This is a genomic window from Arenimonas caeni (assembly GCF_003024235.1).
Taxonomy (GTDB): domain Bacteria; phylum Pseudomonadota; class Gammaproteobacteria; order Xanthomonadales; family Xanthomonadaceae; genus Arenimonas; species Arenimonas caeni.
Genome location: NZ_KZ679108.1, coordinates 1 through 15,649, shown reverse-complemented (window position 1 = coordinate 15,649; position 15,649 = coordinate 1). Strand labels below are relative to the sequence as shown.

The 15,649-nt window shown below is 66.1% G+C and carries 11 protein-coding genes and 1 tRNA gene; all 12 read right to left on the bottom strand.

Going from position 1 to position 15,649, the window contains the following annotated elements:
- Positions 1–76: 76 nt before the first annotated feature.
- The gene (gene fusA, locus C6N40_RS13610; protein WP_106991571.1) at positions 77–2,173 is read right to left on the bottom strand and encodes an elongation factor G; all 2,097 of its coding nucleotides are present in this window, start codon (positions 2,171–2,173) and stop codon (positions 77–79) included.
- A gap of 18 nt (positions 2,174–2,191) precedes the next feature.
- Positions 2,192–2,659, bottom strand: coding sequence for a 30S ribosomal protein S7 (gene rpsG, locus C6N40_RS13605; protein WP_106991570.1), 468 nt, complete (start codon positions 2,657–2,659; stop codon positions 2,192–2,194).
- A gap of 57 nt (positions 2,660–2,716) precedes the next feature.
- Entirely contained in the window at positions 2,717–3,091 is a 375-nt protein-coding gene (gene rpsL, locus C6N40_RS13600) for a 30S ribosomal protein S12 (protein ID WP_034223951.1), read from the bottom strand.
- A gap of 206 nt (positions 3,092–3,297) precedes the next feature.
- Entirely contained in the window at positions 3,298–7,506 is a 4,209-nt protein-coding gene (gene rpoC, locus C6N40_RS13595) for a DNA-directed RNA polymerase subunit beta' (RefSeq protein WP_106991569.1), read from the bottom strand.
- 28 nt (positions 7,507–7,534) lie between these two features.
- Complete coding sequence (rpoB, locus tag C6N40_RS13590) at positions 7,535–11,686, bottom strand: DNA-directed RNA polymerase subunit beta (protein ID WP_106991568.1); 4,152 nt, start codon at positions 11,684–11,686, stop codon at positions 7,535–7,537.
- A 233-nt stretch (positions 11,687–11,919) separates the two neighbouring features.
- Positions 11,920–12,291 carry a 50S ribosomal protein L7/L12 gene (gene rplL, locus C6N40_RS13585; protein WP_106991567.1) on the bottom strand — a complete coding sequence of 124 codons (372 nt, stop codon included), beginning with the start codon at positions 12,289–12,291 and terminating at the stop codon, positions 11,920–11,922.
- 54 nt (positions 12,292–12,345) lie between these two features.
- Positions 12,346–12,873: a 50S ribosomal protein L10 gene (gene rplJ / locus C6N40_RS13580; RefSeq protein ID WP_106991566.1), complete on the bottom strand. Its 528-nt coding sequence runs from the start codon at positions 12,871–12,873 to the stop codon at positions 12,346–12,348.
- Positions 12,874–13,213: 340 nt separating this feature from the next.
- Positions 13,214–13,918 (bottom strand): 50S ribosomal protein L1, encoded by a 705-nt coding sequence (gene rplA, locus C6N40_RS13575; RefSeq protein ID WP_106991565.1) that lies wholly within the window; start codon positions 13,916–13,918, stop codon positions 13,214–13,216.
- A 3-nt stretch (positions 13,919–13,921) separates the two neighbouring features.
- Positions 13,922–14,350, bottom strand: a complete 429-nt coding sequence (gene rplK, locus C6N40_RS13570) for a 50S ribosomal protein L11 (protein ID WP_106991564.1) — start codon at positions 14,348–14,350, stop codon at positions 13,922–13,924.
- A gap of 93 nt (positions 14,351–14,443) precedes the next feature.
- Entirely contained in the window at positions 14,444–15,004 is a 561-nt protein-coding gene (gene nusG / locus C6N40_RS13565; protein WP_106991563.1) for a transcription termination/antitermination protein NusG, read from the bottom strand.
- A gap of 13 nt (positions 15,005–15,017) precedes the next feature.
- Entirely contained in the window at positions 15,018–15,395 is a 378-nt protein-coding gene (secE, locus tag C6N40_RS13560; protein WP_106991562.1) for a preprotein translocase subunit SecE, read from the bottom strand.
- A gap of 63 nt (positions 15,396–15,458) precedes the next feature.
- Positions 15,459–15,534: transfer RNA gene (locus C6N40_RS13555), tRNA-Trp, on the bottom strand.
- Between the last annotated feature and the right edge of the window lie 115 nt (positions 15,535–15,649).

Here is a 15,649-nt window from a genome sequence, read left to right as displayed (position 1 = left end):
TCTTGCGCTCGAACTTTTCCTTGGACATTTTCTGTCGCCTCTAATCTGGATACTGAATTCGTGGAAAACCGATGGATCAGGACTTCTTGATGACCTGCTCGGCGATGTTCGCCGGGGCTTCGGCGTAGTGGTCGAACTCCATCGTGAAGGTCGCGCGGCCCTGGGACATCGAGCGCATGGAGGTCGCGTAGCCGAACATCTCGCCCAGCGGCACCATCGCGTTGATGACCTTGCCCGACGGGGTCTCGTCCGAGCCCTGTAGGATGCCGCGACGACGGCTCAGGTCGCCCATCACGTCGCCCATGTACTCCTCGGGGGTGACGACCTCGACCTTCATGATCGGCTCGAGCAGCACCGGGCTGGCCTTCATGAAGCCTTCCTTGAAGGCCATGGAGCCGGCGACCTTGAACGCCATTTCATTCGAGTCGACGTCGTGGAACGAGCCATCGACCGCCTTGATCTTGACGTCCACCACCGGGAAGCCGGCCAGGACGCCATTCTTCATGGCTTCCTCGATGCCCTTGCCCGACGCGGTGACGTATTCCTTCGGAACCACGCCGCCGACGATGGCGCTCTCGTAGACGTAGCCCGTGCCGCGCTCGCCCGGCTCCATCTCGATGACGATGTGGCCGTACTGGCCGCGACCGCCCGACTGGCGCACGAACTTGCCTTCCTGCTTGACCGCCTTGCGGATGGTCTCGCGGTAGGCGACCTGCGGCTTGCCGACGTTGGCCTCGACGTTGAACTCGCGCTTCATGCGGTCAACGATGATGTCGAGGTGCAGCTCGCCCATGCCCGAGATGATGGTCTGGCCCGATTCCTCGTCGGTGCGGACGCGGAAGGACGGATCCTCCTGCGCCAGGCGGCCGAGGGCGATGCCCATCTTCTCCTGGTCGGACTTGGTCTTGGGCTCGACGGCCATCGAGATGACCGGCTCCGGGAACGACATGCGCTCGAGCACGATCGGGTGCTCCTGGGCGCAGAGCGTGTCACCCGTGGTGACGTCCTTCAGGCCCACGGCCGCGGCGATGTCGCCAGCCAGCACTTCCTTGATCTCGTCGCGCTGGTTGGAGTGCATCTGCAGCAGGCGGCCGATGCGCTCCTTCTTGCCCTTGACCGAGTTCAGCACCTGGTCGCCGGCGTTGAGCGTACCCGAGTAGACGCGGAAGAAGGTCAGCGAGCCCACGAACGGGTCGGTCATGATTTTGAACGCCAGGGCCGAGAACGGCGCCTTGTCGCTCGACTCGCGGGTCAGTTCCTTGGTCTCGTCGTCGACGTCCACGCCGCGCACGGCCGGCACGTCGACCGGCGACGGCAGCAGCTTGACGACGCCGTCGAGCATGGCCTGCACGCCCTTGTTCTTGAACGCGGTGCCGCAGAACATCGGAACGATCTCGGTGTTCAGGCAGCGCTGGCGCAGGCCGGCAACGATCTCGTCCTCGGACAGGTCACCGCCCTCGAGGTACTTGTCCATCAGCTCTTCGCTGGCCTCGGCGGCGGACTCGACCATGAAGGCGCGGGCCTCGTTGGCCACCTCGACCAGGTCGGCCGGGATGTCGCGGTACTCGAAGCTCAGGCCCTGCGAGGCGGAATCCCAGTGGATCGCCTTCATCTTGAGCAGGTCGACCACGCCTTCGAAGTTGTCCTCGGCGCCGATCGGCACCTGCATCGGCACCGGCGAAGCACCCAGGCGCGCCTTCAGCTGGTCGCGGACCTTGAAGAAGTTGGCGCCGGTGCGGTCCATCTTGTTGACGAACGCGATGCGCGGCACGCGGTACTTGTTGGCCTGGCGCCACACGGTCTCGGACTGCGGCTGCACGCCACCCACGGCGCAGAGCACGAACACCGCACCGTCGAGCACGCGCAAGGAACGCTCGACTTCGATGGTGAAGTCGACGTGGCCCGGGGTGTCGATGATGTTGAAGCGGTGCTCCGGGAGGGACTTGTCCATGCCCTTCCAGAAGGCGGTGGTGGCCGCCGACTGGATGGTGATGCCGCGCTCCTGCTCCTGCTCCATCCAGTCCATCGTCGCGGCGCCGTCATGCACCTCGCCGATCTTGTGGCTCTTGCCGGTGTAGAACAGGATGCGCTCGGACGTAGTGGTCTTGCCGGCATCGATGTGGGCCATGATGCCGAAGTTGCGGTAACGCTCGATGGGGGTAGTACGTGCCACGTGTGAGGTCCTTCTCTGTTACCAGCGGTAGTGCGAGAAGGCCTTGTTGGCCTCCGCCATGCGGTGGGTTTCCTCGCGCTTCTTGACGGCGCCGCCACGGTTCTCGGCGGCCTCAAGGAGCTCGGCGGCCAGCTTGCGCGGCATGGTGTTCTCGCCGCGCTTGCGCGCCGACTCGATCACCCAGCGCATGGCCAGCGCCATGCGGCGCGAGGAGCGGACTTCGACCGGCACCTGGTAGGTCGCGCCGCCGACGCGGCGGGACTTGACCTCGACCGCCGGGGCGACGTTGCCAAGCGCCTTCTCGACCAGGCCCAGGGCGTCGGCGTTCTTCTCGCCAATGACGTCCATGGCGCCGTAGACGATCTTTTCGGCGATCGACTTCTTGCCGGACTTCATGACCATGTTGATGAAGCGCGCGACAACCTCGCTTCCGTGCTTCGGGTCCGGGAGGACCGAACGGGTACCGGGAGAACCTTTACGGGACATGATGCTTGCCTAGATTTTTGGTATTCGGGTGGCTATCGCTGCGGCAGGGCCGCGCGATCAGGACTTCGGACGCTTGGCGCCGTACTTGGAACGGGCCTGGCGACGCTTGGCGACGCCGGCGGCGTCGAGCGAGCCGCGCACGGTGTGGTAGCGCACGCCCGGCAGGTCCTTGACGCGACCGCCGCGGATCAGGACCACCGAGTGCTCCTGGAGGTTGTGGCCTTCGCCGCCGATGTACGAGATGACCTCGAAACCGTTGGTCAGGCGGACCTTGGCCACTTTGCGAAGGGCCGAGTTCGGCTTCTTCGGGGTCGTGGTGTACACGCGGGTGCACACGCCACGACGCTGCGGGCAGTTGGCCAGCGCCGGGGAGGCGCTCTTGTAGGTGTTGGGCTGACGCGGCTTGCGCACCAGCTGATTGATCGTCGCCATGCTTGGGGATCCTGGATAAAGAACAAGGCAGGCCGGAAACCGGCCCACCGAGAAGCGGGAGTTTACTTCGCGTTAAACGCACCTGTCAACGAGCGACAGGTCGCGTCATTCTGGTTTCCATCATCCCTGAACCGGACACGAGGGGACGTCCTGTCCCCTCTTTCCGGATGTGGGCAAGCTATCGGCGAGCTTGCCAGCGCACTAGGTCAGCCTTCGGAGCCGGCTTCTTCGGTAGTCTCATTGGCCGTCGAGACGGCCCGCAAGGTCTCCAGTTCGGAATCGGAAAGTTCCGGCAGCGCGGCCTGGCGCCGCTTGTTGTGGTAAGCCAGGCCCGTACCCGCCGGAATGAGGCGGCCGACGATAACGTTTTCCTTCAGGCCCCGCAAGCTGTCGCGGGTACCGCGCACGGCGGCCTCGGTCAGCACGCGGGTGGTTTCCTGGAAGGAAGCCGCGGAAATGAACGACTCGGTCGCCAGCGAGGCCTTGGTGATGCCCAGCAGGACCGGCTCGTACTTCGCCGGCAGCTCGTTCTTGGTGGCGGCCTTGGCGTTGTCCTCGACCACCCTCACCTTCTCGGCCTGCTCGCCCACCATGAAGCGGGTGTCGCCGGCGTCGGTGATCTCGACCTTGCGCAGCATCTGGCGAATGATCACTTCGATGTGCTTGTCGTTGATCTTCACGCCCTGCAGGCGATAGACGTCCTGGATTTCCTTGACCAGGTAGGCCGCCAGCGGCTCGACGCCCAGCAGGCGCAGGATGTCCTGCGGGTTCGGCTCGCCGTCCACCACGGTCTCGCCCTTGGCGATGTGCTCGCCCTCGTAGACGATGACCTGGCGGTACTTCGGGATGAGCTCTTCGTGCTCGTTGCCCTCGGCGTCCTTGATGATCAGGCGCTGCTTGCCCTTGGTGTCCTTGCCGAAGCTGATGATGCCCGACACCTCGGCCAGCACGGCCGGATCCTTCGGCTTGCGGGCCTCGAACAGGTCCGCCACGCGCGGCAGGCCGCCGGTGATGTCGCGGGTCTTCGAGGCTTCCTGCGGCACCTTGGTGACCACGTCGCCCACGCCGACCGCGGCGCCGTCCTGCAGGTTCACGACCGAGCGCGGCGGCAGCAGGTACTGCGCCGGCAGGTCGGTGCCCGGGATGGTCAGGTCGTTGCCCTTGGCGTCGACGATGCGCACGATCGGGCGCAGGTCCTTGCCGGCCGAGCCGCGGCGCTTGGGATCGGTGATCTCGCGCGAGGCCAGGCCGGTGAGGTCGTCGGTCTTCTCGATGACGGTGACGCCGTCGACGAAGTCGATGAAGCGCACGAAGCCCGCCACTTCCGACACGATCGGGTGGTTATGCGGATCCCAGGTCGCGACCGCCTGCCCCGCCCTCACCGCATCGCCGTCCTTGACGTTGATGACGGCGCCGTAGGGGAGCTTGTAGCGCTCGCGCTCGCGGCCGTGGTTGTCGAGCACCGACAGCTCGCCCGAACGCGACACCGCCACCAGGTGGCCCTTGTCGTGCTGGACGTGCTTGAGGTTGTTGAACTTGATGGTGCCGGTGGTCTTGACCGTGATGTTGTCCACGGCGGCCGCACGCGAAGCCGCGCCGCCGATGTGGAAGGTACGCATGGTCAGCTGGGTGCCCGGCTCGCCGATCGACTGGGCCGCGACGACGCCGACAGCCTCGCCGTGGTTGACGATGTGGCCACGGGCCAGGTCGCGGCCGTAGCAGTGGGCGCAGATGCCGAAGGCGCTTTCGCAGGTGATCGCGGAGCGCACCTTGATCGACTGCACGCCGGCGGTCTCGAGCTTGTCCACCCAGGCCTCGTCGAGCAGGGTGTTGCGGGTGACGATCGGATCCTCGTCGTTGCCCGGCAGGTACACGTCCTCGGCCACGATGCGGCCCAGCACGCGGTCGCGCAGCGGCTCGACCACGTCGCCGCCTTCCACGATCGGGATCATGGTCAGGCCGTTGGTGGTGCCGCAATCGGTCTCGGTGACCACCACGTCCTGGGCCACGTCGACCAGGCGACGGGTCAGGTAACCGGAGTTCGCGGTCTTGAGCGCGGTGTCCGCGAGGCCCTTGCGGGCGCCGTGGGTCGAGATGAAGTACTGAAGGACGTTCAGGCCCTCGCGGAAGTTCGCGGTGATCGGGGTCTCGATGATCGAGCCGTCAGGACGGGCCATCAGGCCGCGCATGCCCGCCAGCTGGCGGATCTGCGCCTGCGAACCACGGGCGCCGGAGTCGGCCATGATGTAGACCGAGTTCATCGACTTCTGGTCGACGGTCTCGCCCTTGACGTTCGCCACCTTGTCGGTGCCGATCGCCTCCATCATCGCCTTGGCCACGCGCTCGTTCGTGCGCGACCAGATGTCGACGACCTTGTTGTAGCGCTCGCCGGCGGTGACCAGGCCGCTCTGGTACTGCTCCTGGATCTCCAGCACCTCGGCCTCGGCCTCGGCCAGGATGTCCTTCTTCTCGGCCGGGATGATCATGTCGTCGATGCCGATCGACACGCCCGCCTTGGTGGCGAACGAGAAGCCGGTGTACATCAGCTTGTCGGCGAAGATGACCGTGTGCTTCAGGCCCAGCATGCGGTAGCACGAGTTGATCAGGCGGCTGATGGCCTTCTTGGTCAGCTCGGTGTTGGCCAGCGCGAACGGCAGGCCCTCGGGCAGGATCTCGGCCAGCAGGGCGCGGCCGATAGTGGTGTCGATGATGCCCGACTTGAGGTGGCGCTCGCCGTTCTCGTCGATCTCCTCGCGCTTGATGCGCACCTTGACCTTGGCGTGCAGCTCGGCAACGCGGTTGTCGTAGGCGCGCTTGGCCTCCGCCACGTTGGCGAACACCATGCCCTCGCCCTTCTTGTTCTCGAGCGCGCGGGTCATGTAGTACAGGCCGAGGACGACGTCCTGGGTCGGCACGATGATCGGCTCGCCGTTGGCGGGCGAGAGGATGTTGTTCGACGACATCATCAGCGCGCGCGCTTCCAGCTGGGCCTCGAGGCTCAGCGGGACGTGCACGGCCATCTGGTCGCCGTCGAAGTCGGCGTTGAACGCGGTGCAGACCAGCGGGTGCAGCTGGATGGCCTTGCCCTCGATCAGCACCGGCTCGAAGGCCTGGATGCCCAGGCGGTGCAGGGTCGGCGCGCGGTTGAGCAGCACCGGGTGCTCGCGGATGACTTCCTCGAGGATGTCCCAGACCTCGGCCGACTCACGCTCGACCAGCTTCTTGGCCGCCTTGATGGTGGTGGCCAGGCCGCGGCGCTGCAGCTTGGCGAAGATGAAGGGCTTGAACAGCTCGAGCGCCATCTTCTTCGGCAGGCCGCACTCGTGCAGGCGCAGCGTCGGGCCGACCACGATGACCGAACGGCCCGAGTAGTCGACGCGCTTGCCCAGCAGGTTCTGGCGGAAGCGGCCCTGCTTGCCCTTGATCATGTCGGCCAGCGACTTGAGCGGGCGCTTGTTGGTGCCGGTGATGGCGCGGCCACGGCGGCCGTTGTCCATCAGGGCGTCGACCGACTCCTGCAGCATGCGCTTCTCGTTGCGCACGATGATGTCCGGCGCATTGAGCTCGAGCAGGCGCTTGAGGCGGTTGTTGCGGTTGATGACGCGACGGTAGAGGTCGTTGAGGTCGGAGGTCGCGAAGCGGCCGCCGTCCAGCGGCACCAGCGGACGCAGGTCCGGCGGCAGCACCGGCAGCACCGTCATCACCATCCACTCCGGGCGGTTGCCCGAGTCGAGGAAGGCCTCCATCAGCTTGATGCGCTTGGTCAGGCGCTTGAGCTTGGTCTCGGAGTTGGTGGCGGCGATCTCTTCCTTCAGGCGCAGCAGCTCGGCGTTGAGGTCGATCGTGCGCAGCAGGTGGTAGACCGCCTCGGCACCCATCAGGGCGTCGAAGTCGTCGCCGTGCTCCTGGCGGGCCTGCAGGAACTGCTCCTCGGTGAGCAGCTGGCCGCGGTCGAGCGTGGTCAGGCCCGGCTCGATGACCACGTAGGCCTCGAAGTACAGGATGCGCTCGATGTCACGCAGGGTCATGTCCAGCATCAGGCCGATGCGCGAGGGCAGCGACTTGAGGAACCAGATGTGCGCGGTCGGGCTGGCCAGCTCGATGTGGCCCATGCGCTCACGGCGCACCTTGGCCAGGGTGACCTCGGTGCCGCACTTCTCGCAGACCACGCCACGGTGCTTCATGCGCTTGTACTTGCCGCACAGGCACTCGTAGTCCTTGATCGGGCCGAAGATCGCGGCGCAGAACAGGCCGTCGCGCTCGGGCTTGAAGGTGCGGTAGTTGATGGTCTCCGGCTTCTTCACCTCGCCGAAGGACCAGCTGCGGATCAGGTCCGGCGAAGCCAGGCCGATCTTGATGCCGTCGAAGTCCAGCGACTGGCGCTGCTGGTTGAACAGATTCAGTAGGTCTTTCATTTTTGGTTCTCCTGTTCCCGGCGCCCGATCACTGCTCTTCCAGCTCGATGTTGATCGCCAACGAGCGGATTTCCTTGACCAGCACGTTGAACGACTCCGGCATGCCGGCGGTCATCTCGTGCTCGCCGTCGACGATGTTCTTGTACATCTGGTTGCGGCCCTGCACGTCGTCCGACTTGACGGTCAGCATTTCCTGCAGGGTGTACGCCGCGCCGTAGGCCTCGAGCGCCCAGACTTCCATCTCGCCGAAGCGCTGGCCGCCGAACTGCGCCTTGCCGCCCAGCGGCTGCTGGGTGACCAGCGAGTACGGGCCGGTCGAGCGGGCGTGCATCTTGTCGTCAACCAGGTGGTTGAGCTTGAGCATGTGCATGTAGCCAACGGTCACCGGGCGATCGAACGCCTCGCCGGTGCGGCCGTCGAACAGCGTGGTCTGGCCGCTCGAAGGCAGCTCGGCCAGCGCCAGCATCGACTTGATCTCGGCCTCGGCCGCACCGTCGAACACCGGGGTGGCCATCGGCACGCCGTCGACCAGGTTGCGGGCCATGCCCAGCAGCTCGGCGTCGCTGAACTGCGACAGGTCGACGCGGTCGCCCGCGAGCTTCTTGTCGTGGTTGTAGATCTGGTCGAGGAACTTGCGCAGTTCCGCCACCTTCTCCTGTGCCTCGAGCATGCGCTGGATCTTCTGGCCCAGGCCCTTGGCGGCCCAGCCCAGGTGGACTTCCAGCACCTGGCCGATGTTCATTCGGCTCGGCACGCCCAGCGGGTTGAGCACGATGTCCACGGTCTGGCCGTCGGCCATGTAGGGCATGTCCTGCACCGGCACGATGGTCGAGACGACGCCCTTGTTGCCGTGGCGGCCGGCCATCTTGTCGCCCGGCTGGATGCGGCGCTTCACGGCCAGGAAGACCTTGACCATCTTCAGCACGCCCGGGGCGAGGTCGTCGCCCTGGGTGATCTTGCCGCGCTTGTCCTGGAAGCGCTTCTCGAACTCCTTCTCGTGCGCCTCGACCTGCTTCTGGGCGCGCTCGATCATCTCGGCGGCGTCCTCGTCCTTCATGCGGATCGAGAACCACTCGTCCTTCTTGAGCGAGTCGAGGTACTCAGCGGTGATCTCGGTGCCCTTCTTCAGGCCGTTCGGGCCGCCGTTGGCGACCTTGCCGAGCAGCTGGCCGCGCAGGCGGGCGTAGATGGCGCCCTCGAGGATGCGGAACTGATCGTCGAAGTCCTTCTTGACGCGCTTGATCTCGCTTTCCTCGATCTGGCGCGCGCGCTTGTCCTTCTCGATGCCGTCGCGGGTGAAGACCTGCACGTCGATGACGGTGCCGTCCATGCCCGGGGGCACGCGCAGCGAGCTGTCCTTAACGTCCGAAGCCTTCTCGCCGAAGATGGCGCGCAGCAGCTTCTCTTCCGGGGTCAGCTGGCTCTCGCCCTTCGGGGTGACCTTGCCGACCATAATGTCGCCGGCACGCACCTCGGCGCCGATGTAGACCACGCCCGACTCGTCCAGACGGCCCAGGGCCTGCTCGGACACGTTCGGGATGTCGGCGGTGATTTCCTCGGGACCGAGCTTGGTGTCGCGCGCGACGCAGGTCAGCTCCTCGATGTGGATCGTGGTGTAGCGATCCTCCTCGACCACGCGCTCGGAGAGCAGGATCGAGTCCTCGAAGTTGTAGCCGTTCCACGGCATGAACGCGACCAGCATGTTCTGGCCCAGGGCCAGCTCGCCGATGTCGGTGGACGGACCGTCGGCCAGCACGTCGCCGCGGGCGACGCGATCACCCACGTTCACCAGCGGACGCTGGTTGATGCAGGTGTTCTGGTTCGAGCGGGTGTACTTGACCAGCGTGTAGATGTCGACGCCGGCGTCGTTGCCGTGGATCTCGTCCTCGTTCACGCGCACCACGATGCGGCCCGCGTCGACCTGGTCGATCACGCCGCCGCGGCGGGCGTTGACGGTGACGCCCGAGTCACGCGCCACGGCGCGCTCGATGCCCGTGCCGACCAGCGGCTTCTGGGCACGCAGGGTCGGGACGGCCTGGCGCTGCATGTTCGCGCCCATCAGGGCGCGGTTGGCGTCGTCGTGCTCGATGAAGGGCACCAGCGCGGCCGCGACCGACACCGACTGCATCGGCGAGACGTCCATGTACTGGATTTCGCTCGGCGGCTTGAGCAGGGTCTCGGCCTGGAAGCGGCAGGGCACGAACGGAGCCTGGAAGCTGCCGTCCTTGTTGAGCTCGGCGTTGGCCTGGGCGATCGCGTACTCATGCTCCTCGATGGCCGACAGGAACTCGACCTGGTCGGTCACCTTGCCGTCGACGACCTTGCGGTACGGCGTCTCGAGGAAGCCGTACTTGTTCGAGCGGGCATAGACGGCAAGCGAGTTGATCAGGCCGATGTTCGGGCCTTCCGGCGTCTCGATGGTGCAGACGCGGCCGTAGTGGGTCGGGTGCACGTCGCGCACTTCGAAGCCGGCGCGCTCGCGGGTCAGGCCGCCCGGGCCGAGGGCCGAGACGCGGCGCTTGTGCGTGACTTCGGACAGCGGGTTGTTCTGGTCCATGAACTGGGACAGCTGCGAGGAGCCGAAGAACTCCTTGATCGCGGCCGCCACCGGCTTGGCGTTGATGAGGTCCTGCGGGGTCAGGCCGTCGGACTCGGCCAGCGACAGGCGCTCCTTCACGGCGCGCTCGACGCGCACCAGGCCGACGCGGAAGACGTTCTCGGCCATTTCGCCGACCGAACGCACGCGGCGGTTGCCCAGGTGGTCGATGTCGTCGACGATGCCGCGGCCGTTGCGGATCTCGCACAGGGTACGGATCACGTCGAGGATGTCGGAGCTCTCGCCGAACTCGGAGACCAGCGACTTGGCCATCTCGTCGTTGCGCTCGCCGAAGTACTTGTGGTCGTAGAGCACCGAGGCGCCGGTGGTTTCCTTGCGGCCCACGCGGCGGTTGAACTTCATCCGGCCCACGCCCGAGAGGTCGTAGCGCTCGAAGGTGAAGAACAGGTTGTAGAACAGGTTCTGGGCAGCGTCCTTGGTCGGCGGCTCGCCCGGGCGCATCATGCGGTAGATCTCGACCAGGGCCTCGAGCTGGGTCTTGGTCGGGTCGATGCGCAGGGTGTTGGACAGGTACGGACCGCGGTCGAGGTCGTTCACCCACAGGGTGCCGATGGTGTCGACGCCGGCCTTGCGCATCTTCTCGACGTTGGCTTCGTTGAGCTCGTCGTTGGCCAGGGCCAGCACTTCGCCCGACTTGGTGTCGATGACGTCATGGGCCAGGATGCGGCCGTACAGGTACTCGTCGGGCACCGCCAGGGTGTCGACCTTGGCCTGCTCGAGCTGCTTGACGTGGCGCGCGGTGATGCGCTTGCCGGCCTCGACGACGACCTTGCCGCCGATGACCAGGTCGAAGTTCAGGGTCTCGCCGCGCAGGCGCTCGGCCACCAGCTCCAGCTCCACGCCGTCCTTCTTGGCGATGTGGAAGGTGTTGATGTCGAAGAAGAGCTTGAGCATCTCCTCGTTGTTGTAGCCGAGGGCGCGCAGCAGGATCGACACCGGCAGCTTGCGGCGGCGGTCGATGCGGGTGAACACGCAGTCCTTCGGGTCGAACTCGAAGTCGAGCCAGGAACCGCGGTAGGGAATGATGCGGGCGCTGTAGAGCAGCTTGCCCGAGCTGTGGGTCTTGCCGCGGTCGTGGTCGAAGAACACGCCCGGCGAGCGGTGCAGCTGCGAGACGATGACGCGCTCGGTGCCGTTGACGATGAAGGTGCCGTTGTCGGTCATCAGGGGCAGCTCGCCCATGTAGACCTCCTGCTCCTTCACGTACTTGATGGCCTTGGTCGACGACTCGCGGTCGTAGATGACCAGGCGCACGGTCACGCGCAGCGGGGCACCGAAGGTGAGGCCGCGGTTGCGGCACTCGCGCTCGTCGAACGGGGGCTCGCCGAGCTTGTAGCTGACGTACTCCAGGGCGGCGTTGCCGGAGTAGCTGGTGATCGGGAACACCGACTTGAGGGCGGCGTGCAGGCCACGGTCCTCGCGCTTGTCGCCGTTGGCGCCTTCCTGCAGGAACTCGCGGTACGAGTCCATCTGGATGGCCAGCAGGTACGGCACGTCAAGGACGGCGCGGCGCTTGCCGAAGTCCTTGCGGATACGCTTCTTTTCGGTGAAGGAGTACGTCATGGTGAGCTACCGCCTTGGGTATCTGTGGTCCGCGCGTCCGCGGCCCTTGGGGGAACGTCAAACTGCCAGTGGGAAGTCGCTGGTATTGCCGGCACCAGCACGCCCTCTCCCGCTACTTCACACTGGCAACTCGCTTGCGAATCAGCGGCCGTTCCAGGAACGGCCAAAGGCCGGGGGCTTTCGCCCCCAGCCTTGGGTGGTCGCCGTTGAAGCGCGGCGACGCAATGCAGCGCTTACTTGAGCTCGACCGTGGCGCCGGCCGCCTCGAGCTCCTTCTTGAACTTGTCGGCGTCTTCCTTGGACACGGCTTCCTTGACGATGCCGGTGGCCTCGACCAGGTCCTTGGCTTCCTTCAGGCCCAGGCCGGTGATGGCGCGCACGGCCTTGATGACCTCGACCTTCTTCTCGCCGGCGGCCTTGAGCACGACGGTGAACTCGGTCTGCTCTTCGGCGGCGGCGGCCGGGCCGGCAGCCGGGCCGGCCATCATGACCGGAGCGGCGGCGGAGACGCCGAACTTCTCTTCGATGGCCTTGACCAGCTCCATCACTTCCATCAGGGACTTGGCGGCGATGGCCTCGACGATCTGCTCGTTGGAAAGGGACATTGTGTTTACCTCTGGAAAATTATCTGGATGGTTTGTGTACTAGCGGATCGTCGCTCAGGCGGTTTCCGCCTCGGCCTCGGCCGGGGCTTCACCACCACCCTGCTTGTCGGCCACGGCCTTGACGGCGCGGGCGAACATGGCAGCCGGCTCGGCCAGGACGCGGGCCAGCATGGCCAGGGCCTGTTCGCGGGTCGGCAGCGAGGCGAGGACTTCGACGTGGCTGGCCGGGTACATCTGGCCGCCAACGGCGACCACCTTCGGCTGCAGCTTGTCGTTGCCCTTGGCGAACTCCTTGATCAGGCGACCGGCGGCGCCGGGCTCCTCGAGCGAGAACGCATACAGCAGCGGACCAACGAGGGCGTCCTTGACGCACTCGTAATCCGTGCCGGCGACGGCGCGGGTGGCCAGGGTGTTCTTCACGACCTTGAGGAACACGCCCGACTCACGGGCCTTCTTGCGCATCTCGGTCAGCTGGCTGACCGTGGTGCCTGCGTACTCTGCGGCGATCAGGGAGTGCGCCTTGGCGGCAACGTCCGCCAGCTCGGCGACAACAACTTGCTTTTGGGACAGATTAAGAGCCATTGCACTCCTCCAATTGGACTCCACCCGCGGCTCCAGCCGCCGGTGGTCTTGGGCGGCGCCGTTCCCTCGGCGCCGGGGACGCGGTTGCGTCCCGGTGGTGGCCACTCCAGATTTCTCCAGGAGGCGGCACCATCTACGCAGGCCCGGCTTCCTCAGAAGCGCGGATTAAGCGATCCCGCTAGCGGCGACGGCGATTCCATGCCTTTCGTGCATCCCTGCCCGACGTCGACGCGCGCTGACCGCACCTGCGGTCTTTGATGGCTCCGTCGCGGACGCGTCCGCGGCGGCGCCTTCAAAACTCGAACCATCCGGGGTCGCGACCCCGGATGGCTTGAAACGATTACTTCGCCAGCGACAGCGAGGACTGGTCGATGACCACGCCCACGCCCATCGTCGAGCTCAGCGAGACCTTCTGCAGGTACTGGCCCTTGGCGGCGGCCGGCTTGGCCTTCACCAGGTCGCCCAGCAGGGCGTGCAGGTTGTTCTTCAGCGCCTCGGCGTCGAAGCTGGCCTTGCCGATGGTGCAGTGGATGATGCCGGCCTTGTCGGTGCGGTAGCGCACCTGGCCCGCCTTGGCGTTGCGCACGGCGCCAGCGGCGTCCGGCGAAACGGTGCCGACCTTCGGGTTCGGCATCAGGCCGCGCGGGCCGAGCACCTGGCCCAGCTTGCCCACGACGCGCATGGCGTCCGGGGTGGCGATGACGACGTCGTAGTTCAGGTCGCCGGCCAGCATCTTGTCGGCCAGCTCGTCCATGCCGACCACGTCGGCGCCAGCGGCCAGGGCCTCGTCGGCCTTGGCACCGGCCGGGCAGAACACCGCCACGCGCACGGACTTGCCGGTACCGGCGGGCAGCACGGTCGAACCGCGCACCTGCTGGTCGGACTTCTTGGCATCCACGCCGAGGCGCACGGCCACGTCCACGGACTCGACGAACTTGGTCTTCGAGTTGGACTGGATGATCTTCAGGGCCTCGTCGATCGAGTAGGCCTTGCCCGGCACGACCTGGGCCTGCAGGGCCTTGTAACGCTTGGAAATCTTCGCCATGTCTTAGCCCTCCACCACGAGACCCATGCTGCGGGCGCTACCGGCGAGGGTGCGCACCGCGGCGTCGAGCGAAGCCGCCGTCAGATCGGCTTCCTTCGCCTTGGCGATTTCTTCGAGCTGCTTGCGGGTGACCTTGCCCACCTTATCGGTGTTCGGGCGCTTCGAGCCCGAGGTGATGCCCGCGGCCTTCTTGAGCAGCACGGTGGCCGGGGTGCTCTTGGTGATGAAGGTGAAGGTGCGGTCCGAGTACGCGGTGATGATCACCGGGGTCGGCAGGCCGGGCTCGAGCTTGGAGGTCGCGGCATTGAACGCCTTGCAGAACTCCATGATGTTCAGGCCGCGCTGGCCGAGGGCCGGGCCGACCGGCGGCGAGGGGTTGGCCTGGCCGGCCTTCACCTGCAGCTTGATGTAACCAACTACTTTCTTAGCCATTGTCTTGTCTCCGGGTGCAAGCGCCTGTTGTCAGGCTCCCCATCGTGCCGGGTGGATTCGTGCCCCGGCTTCCACGTCTTGCCAAAACCCGCGTCAGGCCTTCTCGACCTGGCCGAACTCCAGCTCCACCGGGGTGGAACGGCCGAAGATCGACACCGCCACGCGCAGGCGGCTCTTTTCGTAATTGACTTCCTCGACCACGCCGTTGAAGTCGTTGAACGGGCCCTCGGTGACGCGCACCATCTCGCCCGGCTCGAACAGCACCTTCGGCTTGGGCTTGTCGGCACCGTCCTGCACGCGGCGCAGGATGACGTCCGCCTCGTGGTCCTGGATCGGCAGGGGGCGCTCGGCGGTACCGCCGATGAAGCCCATGACCTTGGGGGTCTCCTTGATCAGGTGCCAGCTCTCGTCGTCGATGCGCGGGATGCCGCCCTCTTCGGCGGTCTCGATCTGCACCAGGACGTAGCCCGGGAAGAACTTGCGCTCGGACTTGCGCTTCTGGCCACCGCGCATCTCGACCACTTCCTCGGTCGGGACCAGCACCTGGCCGAACTTTTCCTGCATACCGGCGCGCGCGATGCGCGTGTCGAGCGCGCGCTGCACCTGGTGCTCGAAGCCCGAATAGGCGTGGACGACATACCAGCGCTTGGCCACGTTTCTAAGCTCCTTATTGACCCAGCAACAGCCGGATCAGCCACGAAATGATGAAGTCGAAGCCCGACAGGATCAGGCTGACGATGACGACCACCACGAGGATGACGCCGGTGGTGCGCGTGGTTTCCTGGCGGGTCGGCCAGACCACCTTGCGCAGCTCGAACATGGACTCGCCCAGGAACTCGCGGGCGTCCCGGCCCTTGGCGGTCGAGGCCATGACGAAGGCACCAGCCGCGACGCCCACCACCACCAGCATCACGCGGGCGAGGGTCGGCCAGTCGGTCATCCAGTACAGCACGAGCCCGCCGGCGACCAGCGCGATGGCAAGGGCGTACTTCGCCACGTCGGCGGCGCTTGCCGCCTGATCTGCTTGTTCGGCCTTCGTGTTCATTCGACTCATGCCCGGCTTTGGCCGGTTGGTGGTGGTGGCCCCGGGGGACCACCGCCTGCGGATTGGCGCGCCAGGTAGGACTCGAACCTACAACCTGCGGTTTTGGAGACCGCTGCTCTGCCAGTTGAGCTACTGACGCAATGGCATTCCCTTAACGGGCGATGGCGGACCGCTTCCGGCCCGCCATTCCCGGGTCACCCGACCGGCCGCGGCAGGCCGGGCGACGCGCTTACTTGATGATCTTGGCAACCACG